We start from the raw sequence: 12,723 nt of genomic DNA, 5'->3' as shown, positions 1-12,723 counted from the left end.
GTGCAGAGGGAGGTTGGGAACCCGGAGGACATCCGGTGGTGGAGATCGGTAGGCTGTGGCGGCGAGGGCTGCTAGCTCAATTGGCAGAGCAGGAGACTTTTAATCTTCGGGTTCAGGGTTCGAGTCCCTGGCGGCCCACCAAACCCCCAGGTCACAGGCCTGGGGGTTTCGCTTTGGTGGACCTTCCCCACACTTAACCCATACAAAACCGCTGGTCATTCAACTTCGTCGTCTTCTCGTTGATCATCTTTCGGCCCTCCGAGCGCGTCCTCCAGGGCGTCAGCGGCCCGCCGGTCGACCAGCTTCCGACCCATGTAGGTGTCCTGCGTCATCGACGGCCGTGCGTGGCCGAGTTGGTCCGCGACCTGCCGCGCGGAGAGCCCTGCCTCATCGAGGATGGTCGCCGCCGTCTTCCGGAAGACGTGCGAGGTCACCCAGGCGAACTCGTCCCCGCCGCGCGCCTTCCGAAGATCCTTCCGGGTGTTGGACGGGTCGCGGAGCCCACCGAGGGCGTCCGGGAAGATCGGCCCGTTCGGGAAACTGGTGGTCTTGCGCCTCCTTTGGAGCATGTCGAGCGCCCATCGTGGGAGCAGGAGCGTTCGCTCACCGGCCTCCGTCTTGGTCGACTTCCGGATCAGCCCGATGTCCTTGACCCGGATCACCGTGTAGTTCACGTTGACCGTGCCAGCGTCGAAGTCGACGTCTTCCCAGTAGACGGCCAGCGCCTCACCGATGCGGACGCCCGTGGCCATCATGAAGCGCGATAGGTCAGGCAGGTCCCGCTTCACGGCCCTGGGGTCCGACTCCAGCATGTCCAGCCAGCGGACCCGTTCTTCCCTCGTGAGCGCCCGCGGACTCTTCTTGCGGCCGGCCTCCAGCGGCTCCGCCTCTCTGACCGGGTTCGTGTCCAGCGCCTTGTCCCGGACAGCGATCCGCAGGGCACCCGAGATCACCGACCGAGCCGTCTTCGCCGTGTCCACGCTGACCGACCGCCACAAAGCACCGAGGAACGCGTCGACCCGCGCCACCGTCATCTCACGAATCCGCAGCTCACCGAGGCCAGGGAGCACGTGCCGATCCATGATGCTCCGGTACGTGTCGACGCTGCTCGGAGACCTCTTCCCGGCATCAGCGAGCGCCTGGAACTTCGTGAACCACTGATCCAAGGCCTCCTTGAACCGACTCTCGCGCGTCAGCGAACTGCCGGACGGTCCCTTCCTCCCAGCGAGTGCCTTCTTGAGGCTCCGCTCAGCGGCACCCTTGGTCTTCCCCCACCGCTCGACCGGCCGTGTCTTGCCGTCGTAGTCGCGATACTTCGTGGTCGCACGCCAGCCTGATTCCGTTTCATAGCAACGAATCGCGCCGTACGTTCCGAGGTCCAGAGGCGGACGTCCCATCAGGCCGCCTCCTCAAGCAGGTGCTCGAACCAGCTCCGCACCTCGGACGGCAGGTACCGCAGGTGCTTGCCGATACGCCGAGCAGGCGGCCCGTAGTTCTTGGTCCTCCAGCCGTAGAGCGTGTGGACCGGAACGTTCAGGTAGGCCGCAACGTCGCTGACTGTCCACAGTGGCTCGAACTGACGTGTCTCCATGATGTTCCCCCTTTAGATCAAGCAGCGTGCGGAGTTGCCGAACTCCCCGGAGGTCCGGCAGATGCGAGCAGCGCGGCCGTGTATTCGGCCTTCCACCTCCGCCGCTCAGCGACGGCACTCAGCAGGAGGTGTGCTCGAGGCGGCACGTTCGGGTCACCGGGCTCGACGTTGTTCCAGACGACCCGTTGCGGCTGGTCCTCGGGCTTGATGCCGACATCGGCGAGCAGTTGCCGAACGAACGTCTTGCGGTCGTGCTTGTGGTCGGCGAGCGACTTCCCCGACCACTTCCGCGACACGAGCACCCGCCGCCCAGCAACTCCGAGCGTGGTCCGCTTGTGCGCCTTCCCCTTGCACTTGCCCGGCACCGTGGACAGCCGAGCCCCACGAGGCTGGACGCCGTAGAGCAGCCAGATCGGACACTGCGGCGAGCAGGGCGTGACTGCGAGCTCAGCGCACAGCCGTTCGGCGTGGTCCTCCTGCCGTGCGGTCTGCGCCTCGAAGCACTCGTTGATGCTCTTGGTGAGGTACTTCGTCAGGTAGCCGATGTGACGGCCGGCCTCTTCGGTGCCGCCGAGGATGCCCTTGGAGTGCACCTGCACCCCGAACCGCGCGACGTGCGCGGGCCGCTCCACCTGGTCGAGCGCGTCTTCCCAGCTAGGCAGGGCCTTCCGGGTCTGCGGATCAACGAACCCCTTGGCCCGGACATCCCAGACCGGCAGGTTGTCACCGCCGTACTTGATCTCGTCATGCTCAGGCCACCAGACCTGGTGATACGTGGCCTCAGCAACCGCCCGCAGCTCCGCCCGCGAGATCGATCCCCGAACCGCCGCGTGCCAGTGCGGAGCCAACCGCCGCTGCGGCTCGACCGCCGAGAAGTACTGGACCTCCCACCCGACACAGCGCCGAAGGTTCTGAACGAACCGATCGAGCAGCGCCGCGAAGTGCACCGCGTCCCGAGCAGCACGCCGGTAGTTGTAGGTCGTCGGGTCAACGGGCGTGCCGTCGCTGCGGACTTTGCCGTAGGTGTCGAGCGTCAGCGTGAGGAACGTCGAGGGCTGGTACTTGCCCCCGAACACCTTGCCGACCGTGCGCTTGCTGACCGGCCGTCGAGGCAGGTTGGGCGCGTCCTGCCGACGCCTGGTCGACCGCTTACGGGCCGCCTTGAGCGGCACTTCCAGGGAGGGGAGTGAACCGCGGACTCCGAGTTGCCGAAGTTCAGCGTCGACCTCCGCGACCTCTTCCCGAACCTCCTCCGCCCCAACTTCGTCCCCCTCATCGAGGGCCAGGCGGAAGGCCTTCACAAGGTCAGCCCGGTAGGCGGTCAACTCCCGCTGATCGTCACTCGGAGCGTCCGGCGTGAAGTCGGGCTCCTCCGTCAGATGCCATCCCTCGCGACACTGCGCCATCCGCAGACGCCGGTTCTTCTCAGCGCAGGTGGGGCAGACGCTCGCGACTGTCGAGCCGCACGGCACGGGCACGATGTCCACGCGTCCGGTGTCGAGGTCGATCCGTTCCTTGGCCAGCGGCCGGATGCAGACGCCGTGCTCCTCAGCGACGGCCCGAGCGATGTCGAGCGCGGCCGGCTGCTTCATGCGCTCTGAGCGAGTCAGGTATTCAGTCACGCCGCCGCCCTCCCTTCACCGCTGGTCGGGAACTCGTGCACGGTGGCCGGGGCGAGGTAGACACCCAGCTCGACCAGGTCCGCGTCCGTCACGTGGAAGGCCCGCGCCCTCTCCGGTTCGCGCTGCCCGTCCTCCTTGAACCAGGCGGCACCAGGCGTGTTCTCGCTGATCTCGTGAGCAGCCGCGCCGCGTTGCCGAACGCCATCCCCAAGCACCATGTCGACCTGGACCGGCTCATCAAGACGCAGGGCAACGCGGGTGGTGAACAGGTGCCGGAAGGAGACGACTTCCTTGCGCGGGTCCTGGACCAGGCCAACGACGGCGTAGCCCGGAGCGCGCCCCTGTGAGGTGATCGTCTGGACGGCGCGCGTCGCACGTTCGCGAAGGCTCCGGTCGGGCTGGTAGGCAATCAGGTCGGCCAGCTCATCCACGATGAGGACCGTGAACGGCTCACCCGTACCCCGTGCCCACAGACGCCGGATGCCCCGGTACCGCGCCGCGCGTTCCTTGACCTCTGCGGCGATTTCTTCAAGCAGGGCAACGGCTTCCGGCCCGTTGTCGTAGATCACCTTCTCGAACGCGTCCGGACACTGCCCCAGCTCCATGCCGCCCTTGGGGTCGATCCCCACGAGCCGGACCATGCCCGCCTTGATAGCCGGGGCGAGCTGCCAGACGATCGACCACAACACCGAGCCCTTGCCAGCGCCAGGAACACCGACCACCAGGACCTGAGACCCGAGCAGCTTCAGCCGCCAGGGCTTACCGGTCTCGGTACGGCCCACGACCACGTGCTTGAGGTCAACGTCCCCGACAGCGGCGAGCTGCGGCACCGCAACCGGACGAGACAGCGGATCAGAGTGGATGAAGTCGAGCTCAAGCACGCTCGGCCTCAGCACCCGCACACGACAGGACTGCGCGTTGAATGAGTGCGCCAGGTTGTCCCGCCGCGCTTCCCACTGTTCCGGAGACTGCGCCGGGATCATGCGAACCCGGACCTTGTCCCGCCAGCCCTCAGAGCGAACGCGGCGCAGCTTCGGGCGGTACTCCCTGCCTCGACTGTCCTTAGCCAGCTCAGCCAGCCGCATCACGGTGCGCCAATGAGGCACGTAGACCGTGAGCCGTCGCCACTCAGTCAGGACGCGGTACCAGCCGTACCGCAGGAACGAGCCACGATCGAGGCCGTACCAGACCGTCAGAGCACACACGAGCGATAGCAGCGCCAGGACGAGCGGTGACAGCCCGAACTCGCGATAGCCGATGTAGCCGCCGAGGCAGGTCGTGACCGCGGCCGGATACCGAACCGCCACCACGACGAGCTTCACGGCCAGTCGGCCGGCGAGCCAGATCAACGCGAACGGCGCAAGCACGACCTTGATCCAGCCGGGCAGCCACACCCACCACGGGACCTGCGGACGCGCGCCCTCGAACGGCGCAGGATCGACCCAACGGTTGCCCTTCATCGTGCACCACCAGCGCACTTGAGGCACTGAAAGACAGTGCCAACGCTCGGGATGCGTCCAACGGGCTGGAACGCTCCCGACTCTGTGGTGTGCTGCGTCTTGCAGGTCAGGCACTCGAAGCCCTCTGCCTGTGCGGCCGTGAGTTCCAACGTCTCCAGGCTGCCGCCATCGAGCATCACGACATAGCTGGAGACGGTCTGCTTGCTGGAGATCATCCGATCCCACAGCAGTTGTTTCGTGGCCCTGTCTGGCGCAGGAATGCGCTCAGGCTCTACACTCATCTTGTTCACTCCCGAGTTGGGTGGACAACGCAGGAGCGGCGAGGTTGGTAGCCGGGTTCCGCTCCTGCGTCTCACGTTCTCTTTGCACCGCAACAAGACGTGCGGCATCGCCACGTGACCCAGCAGAGTCACGCGCTCTGTCCAATAAGGACTTTTGCTAGCTCTTCGCGGTCTTCGTTACCTTGATCGCCTCCCCCTTCTCGCGCTCACGATTCGCCCAGTACATGGCCTCGTGGTGGTGGCTGCGGTCGCTCTCAGCAACTCGCGCGTAGATCGCGGCGGAGCGGAGGTAGTAGTCCCGCAGAACAGCGGGAGCGGCCTTGGGGTTGGGCAGGAGCTTGCTCAGCACGTCGTGTGCTTCACTCAGCGTCCGGGCCTGCTCAGCGAGGCCCCAGTGCATTGCCTCAGTCGCGGGCATCGGGAGCCTCCTCCGCGAGGGCGTGACGCCCGTCCGGTCGAGCGGCCGAGGCCTGGAGAGCGCGCCAACCTTGGTCGAGGACGTCTCGCAGCTGCGGGACCACATCCCGATCGACAACGAGCACGGCGGGGAAGGCGTTGCCGAAGCGGATCTCGATCCGGTCGGCGAACGGCATCGCGAGGGGCCTCATTGGCACGCCGTCGGTGAGATGAACGCGCACCAGGTCAGGCATCACGCCGCCTTAGCGGCTGGCTTGCCGACGACCGGCTTCATGCCGGAGGCCCGCAGGCTGTAGCCGAGCTTCGCGCGGCAGCGGTGACGCTCACCCGCGTGCACCCCACGGCACCCCTTGTCATCGATCCACGGCGTGACCGTCAGCCCCTCGAACACGACCGGCCGGACGTCCGTGCCGGGGATGGCCTCCGGCGGCACCGGCTGGTGAGGCGCGGAGATCTTCACCGTGACCACGGCGTCCGTCTTGCGCTCCGCGGCCTGGTCGATGACCAGCACAGACCACACGAGGAGACCGGTCTCCTTGTCCTTCTCCTGCTCGGGCGGCAGACCCTTCGCCCGCTCTTCGGCGGACTGGAACTTGAGCACGGGCTCAACGCCCATCACGAGCGCGCCCCTGGGAAACACGAAGTCGTGACCCGCAGGGAGCCTGCTCCCACCTGTGATCGCCATCGTGGCTCTCCTGTCGTAGGTGTCGTCCAGACCGGTTGTCTGGAGTTCTCGACACCTACGACTTTCGGCTGAAAACCGGGACGTGAGCACCGCATGGCGGGATATCTAGAGACGTCCCTACTAACGTAAGACGTCCCTAGCGTCCCCGAGGACGTCCGAGAGGAGCGATCATGGCGAACGAGCGACTACGAGATGCGTTGCTACGCAACGGACTCACATACGAGCAGGTAGCCAAGGCCACGGGCGTCGACCAGAAGACCGTCGAACGCTGGATCACAAAGGGTCGCGCGCCGTACCCGCGCCACCGCAACACCATCGCGTCGATGGTCAAGGAGACCGAGACGTACCTCTGGCCCGACGCGGTCGCGCCGGAGCGGAAGGCAGAGATCACCGAGTCCGAGGTGGTCAAGCTCTACCCACACCGCAACTCGATCCCCCCAGACCTGTGGGACCACCTCATCACCAACGCCACCCGGCACGTCGAGGTGCTGGTCCACGCCGGCATCTTCCTGGTGGAGCGACCGACGTTCATGCGAGACCTGGCCAACAAGGCCGCGAACGGCGCGCGTATCCGGCTGATCTTCGGCGATCCCGCCAGCCGCGAGGTTGCCAAGCGCAGCGACGAGGAGCAGTTGGGCAAGGGCACACTCGGCTCCCGCATCCGCAACGCGCTCGCCTTCTACCGACCACTGGTGGGCGTGGACGGCGTGGAGATGCGCTTCCACAAGACGACGCTCTACAACTCGATCTTCCGCTTCGACGACGAGATGATCGTAAACACGCACGTCTACGGCTTCCAGGCCGCGCACGCTCCGGCGCTGCACTTGCGGCGGCTTGCTGCGGGCGATCTCTTCGAGACCTACTCTGAGAGCTTCGAGCACGTCTGGAATCTGTCCAAGCCGGCAACGTTCTAAGGAGCCACATGGCACGCGTGGACTACTTCCACGACCCGGACGCCCCAAAAGCTAACAGCCTCCGACCAGCTGTCAGCGCATTTGTACAGAACGACTCGGGCCAGGTACTAATGATCCGCCGCACAGATAATGACAAGTACGCGATCCCAGGCGGACAGCAGGAGGTCGGAGAAACCCTCGCGCAGGCAGCGATACGGGAGGTCAAGGAAGAGACCGGCATCGAAATAGGCATCCTTGCAATTATCGGTCTCTACTCAAATCCTAATCACGTGATCGCGTACGATGACGGCGAGGTTCGCCAAGAGTTCTCGATCTGCTTCCGCGCAAAACCAACAGGCGGACACCCTAAGACGAGCAGCGAATCAAAAGAAGTTCAATGGGTTGATCCATCAAAAATATCCGATCTCAATGTTCATCCATCAATACAACTTCGAATCACCCATGCCCTGTCAAACCTAGATCACCCATTCTTCAGCTAAGATCTGGGGGGATCATATAATTCAGCACCAGATCAGCTGGATCTAATTACATTCGGAGACCACGCAGAAATTTCACTTAGCCTCACCCGAAAAAGCGAAAAAGTGGCATCCCCCGCCGGACCCATCTGTACATCTTTCAAGTGCAGATACAGGGGTGAATCGAGACCTGGCAGGTTGTCTTCAAGGATATAGACGCCACTTTGTTCGACGGACATCTCAACCACGGTGGCAAACATATCTCCCCCTGGACCCGAGGACCGAACACCCTCCAGCCACTGCTCCACCCATTCATCGCGAGAAATAGCTAGCCCCGACAGAACTTCGCCGGAGACAATCACCGTGACACCAAAGCTTTCAAGAGTCTTGCCAAGAAGGCCGGTTAGCATTCGCAAGTGGCTATCTCCCTCAAGTCGGCGCCTCGACACAGGAAAATCCTTCATTAAACCTCCATCACCCGAGTGCTAGGATCGCCCATCCTAGCACTCAACAGCCGAAAGGAAGCATCCGTTGCAAAAGACAATCGCAATGATAGATGGCGGCTTCTTGACAATGGCGGGATGCGCCACGATCGGACAAAGAATCACGGATCTGAAACTATCCCCCGACAAGATAATAACTTGGTGCAGAATCTCGGCGCGCCGAATGGACTCTGGTTTCATGCGTGCGTACTGGTACGACAGCATGCAGGAAAACACGGCGCATCCCGACTTCAGCAGCCAGCTGGAACGAATCGAATCACTTCGCCACAATGACGGGATTCAAGTCCGCCTAGGCAGCCTCCACGAGAGACCAAATCAAGACTGGCAAGAGATCAAAAAAGCATTTCGACAAATAGGGGCTAGCCCCGAGGACTTCTTGAAACACTACGACATCAAGAAGAAGCGCTACGAACAGAAGGGCGTTGACACCCTCCTCGTCCTAGACATGGTTAAGCTGGCGCAACTCAACTCTTACGATAACCTACTGCTCATCGCTGGCGACACAGATCTTGCCGAGGCGGTGCGTACCGTGCAGGAGTACGGTAAGCGTGTCATAATTGCCCGTCCAGAAAAGTGCGGAAATGCTGCACGACTCTTTGACTTGGCTGACGAATTGGTGCTGCTAACCGAGGAGACGCTTCGCCCCATGCTCATCGCGCAAACATTTGACGAGTTCTGGGATTCCAGCGGCGCGCAAGAAAAATTCAAATCCTTTAAGGAGCGCGCTGACGCCGCCGAGTAGAAGCAGACTAGGCGGCGACGCGCTGCGTTATCTAAATTACCGTTCAGCTACAGGCTGTGGATTCGCTGGACTAGGCGGCGCGCAAGACTCGCCGCCTGCTGCGCATCGCTATGGCTAGGCGGCGAGCCAAGCTTATAGTCGGCTTGAACTCTCATCGCGCGAAGCGCTACTCCAATATCGCCAATCGCTTTGAAAGCTGCGCGCCGATACGCCAGGTTTTCAGAACCACCTCCCCGAAGGTACTGCCACACTTGTTCATGCGAAGCCTTCTTCTTATTCATCACCAGGCCATTTTTTATCGAAAACTCCCTCGCTTCCCCCAATGCCGCGTAGTACGAACGATTAATCGAGCTGCGCGACGCAGCCTCGTCGTTGCTTCCGCTAATCAGGGTCACTGCAACCTGAAGAAGCAACCTCCAAGCGAAGGTCATTAAATTTCACCGAACTCTCGTCGAGTTTGGTTCCACTCTTCTTCAGTTGGGACCACAACCACCACAATGTCCCTCAAGGGATCATCGAGAGACAGGAGCGAGGATATCCGCTCGCCTTCGCCGAGCAACTCCTCCTGAACACGCACGGTTTTTTCCCATACGTCCTCATCTTGCATATCGGACGCGTCTACTTCCAGAATGAGAGTCTTGGGAGAGCTATCGCGCGGGTCCGTCGCAGCTCTGGTACGCATCCGGACTTCATGACCAAATACACTGTTAATGGCAATGATGTGCGCATCAAAGAGGTTGGGTCCACCGCGAGTAGTCATGAACCACTCCACGGCTTTATCCCCGTCTAGATATGCCCGCTCTTCATCATCTTCAGACGGCGCCATCGACTCCTCCGTTCATGTCAACCCGCACTCTCACACATCCCGGTCCGATGTGGCTGCCGAATTCCGCTCTACAGGATCAAGGCCGCCGCTGGCGGCACGCTCCGCGCGTACGGCGAACACCTTCCATCCCGGCACTCCCGGCATCCGCTTCGCTGCGCCGGTCGGCCGGGCGGCGCAGCGCGCCGTCCTCCGGCCTTGCCCAGCCGACGAGCTGACCCACACAGCCCTGTTGGCCAACAGCTCCCTACGAGCGCCGTCAGGGTCACCGCGGACTGGCCGGTCATGGCGCTCGACTGCCGCGCCGGCTTCGCCGCCTTGCCACCGATCAGGCACCAGACGAAGCTGCGGGAACTCCCGGCGAGCACCAGGCCGAGCCACCCCAACGCAGCGAGCATGACAACGGCCGGCGGCGCCGCGTCAAGGCTGGAACGAGTACCTTGACCCAGCACCACCGGCCGCGTTCTTGGCTCAGTGTCGGGATGATGGCAGGGGTGTGGACGGTCCAGAAGGACCAAGATCATGATGCGCTTTAGTCTCGTAAAACGTCGATAAACGTCGAGAAGCGACTGTCCACAGTGCTCAGATCAAGACTGCATCCGCGCAGGTAGTGAGCACTGTTGAGGAAGATCAGCGAACAACGCCAAGCGTAGGCTCTTACTCTTCGGGTTCAGGGTTCGAGTCCCTGGCGGCCCACCAAGTTAGTCATTGTGCGAAGCACTCCGTTCGGGGTCGTATCCGCTGGTAGAGCGGGTGCGACCCCGTCGTTGTCGATGCGGGGTCGCGGGATGCGGAAGACCGGGACAAGCCGGTCAGGCCCGGTGACGGTCACGCTGGCGACCAGGGCTTCGACGAGTGCCTTGGTCTGATTGTGGGTGCCGCTGGTGATGATCTCGGCGATGTGGTCGGCCACTGCCGAGAGGGTGGCGGGTTCGGGTGCTGCAGGCTGGTCATCGAGAGCGAGACCGAGCTCGTCGCGGCGGATGTGGAGTTGTTTGGTCTTGACACGGAGCCCTGTGAGCCGGTCAGCGACGAGTTCCTCGTCCATGGTGCCGCGCTCGAACGCGGCGAGGTAGCGGTCGATGGACTGCCCGGTCTTGGTGATCTCGCTGTCGACGGCGGCCAGTTCGGCGTGTCGGTCGGCGTTCGCTGCCTGGTGCTGCTTCTGCTGGTGGGCGATGGTGTCGGCGATGAGGTCATGACGGTCGCGGTAGAAGCTGGTCATCGCGTCCAGAATGGCCGTGTCGACGGCGTCGGCGTTGAGCCGACGGAAGTCGCATTTGCTCGCGTCGTAGCGGGCGAGGTTCCAGCAGGTGTAGTAGCGGTAGGTCTTGTTGCGGCCGGTGGCGCGGGTACCGATCATGGCTTTGCCGCATTGGGGGCAGCGGAGGCGGCCGGTGAGGATGTAGTCGGAGCCTGATGCGGCACGGTGGGCGTGGGATTCGCCGCGGGCGTCGAGGATGGCCTGGGCTTGCTCCCACACCGTCAGGTCGACGACGGGTGCGTGGGTATCGATCACGGTGGCCTCCCGGAAGGTCAGCTCTCCCAGATAGACGCGGTTGTTCAGAGCGCGGATGACTTGGTAGCCGGACCACTTGCCGCCCGAACTGGTGCGGTGACCCCGGTCGTTGAGCACCGTGGCGATTGCGCGGGAGCCGAGGCGGTCGGTGGTGTAGAGGTCGAAGATCAGCCGCACGATCACGGCTTCGTGCTCGTCAACGACGAGGGTGTAGGTGGCCTTGTCGACCTGGTAGCCGAAGGGGCGCCGGCCGCCTTTCCACTTTCCTTTGGCGTGTTTGCGTTCCATGCCGGCGATGACGCGATCGATGATGGTGTCGCGTTCGAATTGGGCGAACATGCCGAGCATCTGCACGAGCATGCGACCCATGGGGGTGGAGGTGTCGAACGGTTCGGTGGCGCTGCGGAACACCACCTGAGCGGAATCGAGTTCGTCGAGCAGCATGACCATGTCGCGCAGGTTGCGCGAGAAACGGTCCACCCGGTAGACGAGCAGCACGTCGATCAGGCCGGAGCGGGCGGCCGTGAGCGCGCGTTGGAGCCCAGGTCGTTCAGTGGTGGCGCCGGAGGCGTCGTCGGGGAACCGTGTGACCAGGCGCCAGCCTGGCTGCGAGTCGATGTAAGCCTGTAGGCGCGCGTCCTGGGCTTCGATGGAGTAGGGCTGGTGCTCGTCGTCGGTAGAGCGCCGCACGTAGATCCCCACCCGTACGTCGTCGCCTAGTGTCGTCGTCATCGCGGCTTTCCTGGTGCGCCGCACGGCCGATGATCGCGCCATAATTCATCCTCTCTTTCGCCATTTCCGCCCGCATACCTGCAGCAGTCCTTTTGGTACTACTGCAGGTATGCGTGCAGTCGCTGGATCAATAATCAGGCGACCTAAAGCACCAGTTCGCAGGCCTCGATGCTTGTTTCTATTGTCGCTCTTCACGTGCTGTAGGGGAAGCCGAACACCACTGCTCTATGCGGACTCGTCGCGGGTTTCTTTCGCGTTTTCTTGGTTGATGCGCCATCTGGTGATGAGCGCGGCCAGTGTGGTGACGGCGAGGTCGTACTGCTGGGCGGTCATTGGTTCTGTGTCGATCCGCTCCACGCGCCAGGTGTTCTGTGTGGATGATCGTGTGCGGCGTACCGGTGGTGTCGTGGCGTCATCACCCTCGATGCGTGCTTCGCGGGGATGGCCGTCGTGGTCAGGTGTCTGTTGGGGCATGGTGCACCTCAATGCCAACGAGCCCCGCCTCGGGCGGAAGGTCGCGAGCGGCTGTCGTGCGGTCATGGAAAACCGTCGATCAGCAGGATCCGCCAGCCTTCTGGTCACCAGCACTCAGACTCCCCTACGACAGCGGGGCGGTGGTTGAGCAGTGGCCGCGCCATGACGCGCGATTCAAGGCCGGTCGGGTCAGGACTGCTTCGCCCCTGTGCCGCTTCGACTCCCCGACTGCCGTAGCACCTGTCGGGGCCAGCGATCACAGGTCGACTGGACCCTCTCCACTGTCCACTCAAGACATCTCCGAGACTTCTGTCGGGACCGCGAGACCGGGTGCGAGACTCCGTGTCTCGCCAGGTTTCGCCAGCCTCGCCTGCGGTCTTGGTATCTCGTCGTGGTCTCGCCAGGCACGAACCACGGTGAGCAGCTCGACGTTACTGCGGGCCCAGATTTTGTCTGTGGTGCAAGGGCGACGGACCGAGGCCAGGCAACTGCGCTTGGCCATCGT

Annotated in this window: 16 protein-coding genes and 1 tRNA gene; 4 read left to right on the top strand and 13 right to left on the bottom strand. The window is 63.2% G+C overall.

The features are described 5' to 3' along the window. Positions 1–65 precede the first annotated feature (65 nt). Positions 66–141: transfer RNA gene (locus tag ACFWGZ_RS10460), tRNA-Lys, on the top strand. Positions 142–215: 74 nt separating this feature from the next. Here the strand turns inward: ACFWGZ_RS10460 and ACFWGZ_RS10455 are convergent. From ACFWGZ_RS10455 to ACFWGZ_RS10420, 8 genes are all read right to left on the bottom strand, one after another. Continuing rightward, positions 216–1,397 carry a tyrosine-type recombinase/integrase gene (locus ACFWGZ_RS10455; RefSeq protein ID WP_382451205.1) on the bottom strand — a complete coding sequence of 394 codons (1,182 nt, stop codon included), beginning with the start codon at positions 1,395–1,397 and terminating at the stop codon, positions 216–218. Next, on the bottom strand, positions 1,397–1,591 hold the full coding sequence (locus tag ACFWGZ_RS10450; protein WP_090046234.1) for a helix-turn-helix domain-containing protein: 195 nt from the start codon (positions 1,589–1,591) through the stop codon (positions 1,397–1,399). Before ACFWGZ_RS10450 ends, ACFWGZ_RS10455 begins: the two co-directional genes overlap by 1 nt. Before the next feature lie 17 nt (positions 1,592–1,608). Continuing rightward, positions 1,609–3,183, bottom strand: coding sequence for a replication initiator (locus ACFWGZ_RS10445; RefSeq protein ID WP_382451219.1), 1,575 nt, complete (start codon positions 3,181–3,183; stop codon positions 1,609–1,611). Between the two features lie 26 nt (positions 3,184–3,209). Next, positions 3,210–4,673, bottom strand: coding sequence for an FtsK/SpoIIIE domain-containing protein (locus tag ACFWGZ_RS10440; RefSeq protein ID WP_382451204.1), 1,464 nt, complete (start codon positions 4,671–4,673; stop codon positions 3,210–3,212). Next, positions 4,670–4,963, bottom strand: a complete 294-nt coding sequence (locus tag ACFWGZ_RS10435) for a hypothetical protein (RefSeq protein ID WP_382451203.1) — start codon at positions 4,961–4,963, stop codon at positions 4,670–4,672. The genes ACFWGZ_RS10440 and ACFWGZ_RS10435 overlap by 4 nt, the downstream gene beginning before the upstream one ends. A gap of 148 nt (positions 4,964–5,111) precedes the next feature. After that, a complete protein-coding gene (locus ACFWGZ_RS10430) occupies positions 5,112–5,372 on the bottom strand; it encodes an AMED_5909 family protein (protein WP_245786282.1) in 261 nt (86 codons plus the stop codon). Continuing rightward, positions 5,359–5,604, bottom strand: coding sequence for a hypothetical protein (locus tag ACFWGZ_RS10425; protein ID WP_382451202.1), 246 nt, complete (start codon positions 5,602–5,604; stop codon positions 5,359–5,361). Before ACFWGZ_RS10425 ends, ACFWGZ_RS10430 begins: the two co-directional genes overlap by 14 nt. Continuing rightward, a complete protein-coding gene (locus tag ACFWGZ_RS10420; protein WP_089918864.1) occupies positions 5,604–6,056 on the bottom strand; it encodes a hypothetical protein in 453 nt (150 codons plus the stop codon). Before ACFWGZ_RS10420 ends, ACFWGZ_RS10425 begins: the two co-directional genes overlap by 1 nt. A 170-nt stretch (positions 6,057–6,226) precedes the next feature. Here ACFWGZ_RS10420 and ACFWGZ_RS10415 point away from each other — a divergent pair, with 170 nt between their 5' ends. After that, complete coding sequence (locus ACFWGZ_RS10415) at positions 6,227–6,970, top strand: DUF5919 domain-containing protein (protein ID WP_382451201.1); 744 nt, start codon at positions 6,227–6,229, stop codon at positions 6,968–6,970. A gap of 8 nt (positions 6,971–6,978) precedes the next feature. Then, positions 6,979–7,449 carry an NUDIX hydrolase gene (locus tag ACFWGZ_RS10410; protein ID WP_382451200.1) on the top strand — a complete coding sequence of 157 codons (471 nt, stop codon included), beginning with the start codon at positions 6,979–6,981 and terminating at the stop codon, positions 7,447–7,449. A 32-nt stretch (positions 7,450–7,481) separates the two neighbouring features. Here the strand turns inward: ACFWGZ_RS10410 and ACFWGZ_RS10405 are convergent, their stop codons facing one another. Continuing rightward, positions 7,482–7,889, bottom strand: coding sequence for a hypothetical protein (locus tag ACFWGZ_RS10405; RefSeq protein ID WP_382451199.1), 408 nt, complete (start codon positions 7,887–7,889; stop codon positions 7,482–7,484). A 217-nt stretch (positions 7,890–8,106) separates the two neighbouring features. Between ACFWGZ_RS10405 and ACFWGZ_RS10400 the strand changes: the two genes are divergently transcribed. Then, positions 8,107–8,670 (top strand): NYN domain-containing protein, encoded by a 564-nt coding sequence (locus tag ACFWGZ_RS10400; protein ID WP_382451198.1) that lies wholly within the window; start codon positions 8,107–8,109, stop codon positions 8,668–8,670. Between the two features lie 47 nt (positions 8,671–8,717). On the opposite strand, the gene ACFWGZ_RS10395 is transcribed toward ACFWGZ_RS10400, so the two are convergent. The 4 genes from ACFWGZ_RS10395 to ACFWGZ_RS10380 all read right to left on the bottom strand — a co-directional run bounded on the left by ACFWGZ_RS10395 (position 8,718) and on the right by ACFWGZ_RS10380 (position 12,218). Then, positions 8,718–9,101: a hypothetical protein gene (locus tag ACFWGZ_RS10395; RefSeq protein WP_382451197.1), complete on the bottom strand. Its 384-nt coding sequence runs from the start codon at positions 9,099–9,101 to the stop codon at positions 8,718–8,720. Continuing rightward, positions 9,101–9,496 (bottom strand): hypothetical protein, encoded by a 396-nt coding sequence (locus ACFWGZ_RS10390; RefSeq protein WP_382451196.1) that lies wholly within the window; start codon positions 9,494–9,496, stop codon positions 9,101–9,103. The genes ACFWGZ_RS10395 and ACFWGZ_RS10390 overlap by 1 nt, the downstream gene beginning before the upstream one ends. Before the next feature lie 667 nt (positions 9,497–10,163). Continuing rightward, positions 10,164–11,714 carry a recombinase family protein gene (locus ACFWGZ_RS10385; RefSeq protein ID WP_382451195.1) on the bottom strand — a complete coding sequence of 517 codons (1,551 nt, stop codon included), beginning with the start codon at positions 11,712–11,714 and terminating at the stop codon, positions 10,164–10,166. A 255-nt stretch (positions 11,715–11,969) separates the two neighbouring features. Beyond that, entirely contained in the window at positions 11,970–12,218 is a 249-nt protein-coding gene (locus ACFWGZ_RS10380) for a hypothetical protein (RefSeq protein WP_382451194.1), read from the bottom strand. Between the last annotated feature and the right edge of the window lie 505 nt (positions 12,219–12,723).

The organism is Lentzea sp. NPDC060358, from assembly GCF_042725365.1.
Classification (GTDB): Bacteria; Actinomycetota; Actinomycetes; order Mycobacteriales; family Pseudonocardiaceae; genus Lentzea.
This window is presented reverse-complemented; position numbering and strand designations above follow the sequence as displayed.

Coding starts and splice junctions, on each gene's coding strand:
- ACFWGZ_RS10455 (WP_382451205.1), bottom strand. CDS start 1,397: ATGGGACGTCCGCCTCTGGACCTCGGAACGTACGGCGCGATTCGTTGC.
- ACFWGZ_RS10450 (WP_090046234.1), bottom strand. CDS start 1,591: ATGGAGACACGTCAGTTCGAGCCACTGTGGACAGTCAGCGACGTTGCG.
- ACFWGZ_RS10445 (WP_382451219.1), bottom strand. CDS start 3,183: ATGAAGCAGCCGGCCGCGCTCGACATCGCTCGGGCCGTCGCTGAGGAG.
- ACFWGZ_RS10440 (WP_382451204.1), bottom strand. CDS start 4,673: ATGAAGGGCAACCGTTGGGTCGATCCTGCGCCGTTCGAGGGCGCGCGT.
- ACFWGZ_RS10430 (WP_245786282.1), bottom strand. CDS start 5,372: ATGCCCGCGACTGAGGCAATGCACTGGGGCCTCGCTGAGCAGGCCCGG.
- ACFWGZ_RS10425 (WP_382451202.1), bottom strand. CDS start 5,604: ATGCCTGACCTGGTGCGCGTTCATCTCACCGACGGCGTGCCAATGAGG.
- ACFWGZ_RS10420 (WP_089918864.1), bottom strand. CDS start 6,056: ATGGCGATCACAGGTGGGAGCAGGCTCCCTGCGGGTCACGACTTCGTG.
- ACFWGZ_RS10415 (WP_382451201.1), top strand. CDS start 6,227: ATGGCGAACGAGCGACTACGAGATGCGTTGCTACGCAACGGACTCACA.
- ACFWGZ_RS10410 (WP_382451200.1), top strand. CDS start 6,979: ATGGCACGCGTGGACTACTTCCACGACCCGGACGCCCCAAAAGCTAAC.
- ACFWGZ_RS10405 (WP_382451199.1), bottom strand. CDS start 7,889: ATGAAGGATTTTCCTGTGTCGAGGCGCCGACTTGAGGGAGATAGCCAC.
- ACFWGZ_RS10400 (WP_382451198.1), top strand. CDS start 8,107: ATGCGTGCGTACTGGTACGACAGCATGCAGGAAAACACGGCGCATCCC.
- ACFWGZ_RS10395 (WP_382451197.1), bottom strand. CDS start 9,101: ATGACCTTCGCTTGGAGGTTGCTTCTTCAGGTTGCAGTGACCCTGATT.
- ACFWGZ_RS10390 (WP_382451196.1), bottom strand. CDS start 9,496: ATGGCGCCGTCTGAAGATGATGAAGAGCGGGCATATCTAGACGGGGAT.
- ACFWGZ_RS10380 (WP_382451194.1), bottom strand. CDS start 12,218: ATGCCCCAACAGACACCTGACCACGACGGCCATCCCCGCGAAGCACGC.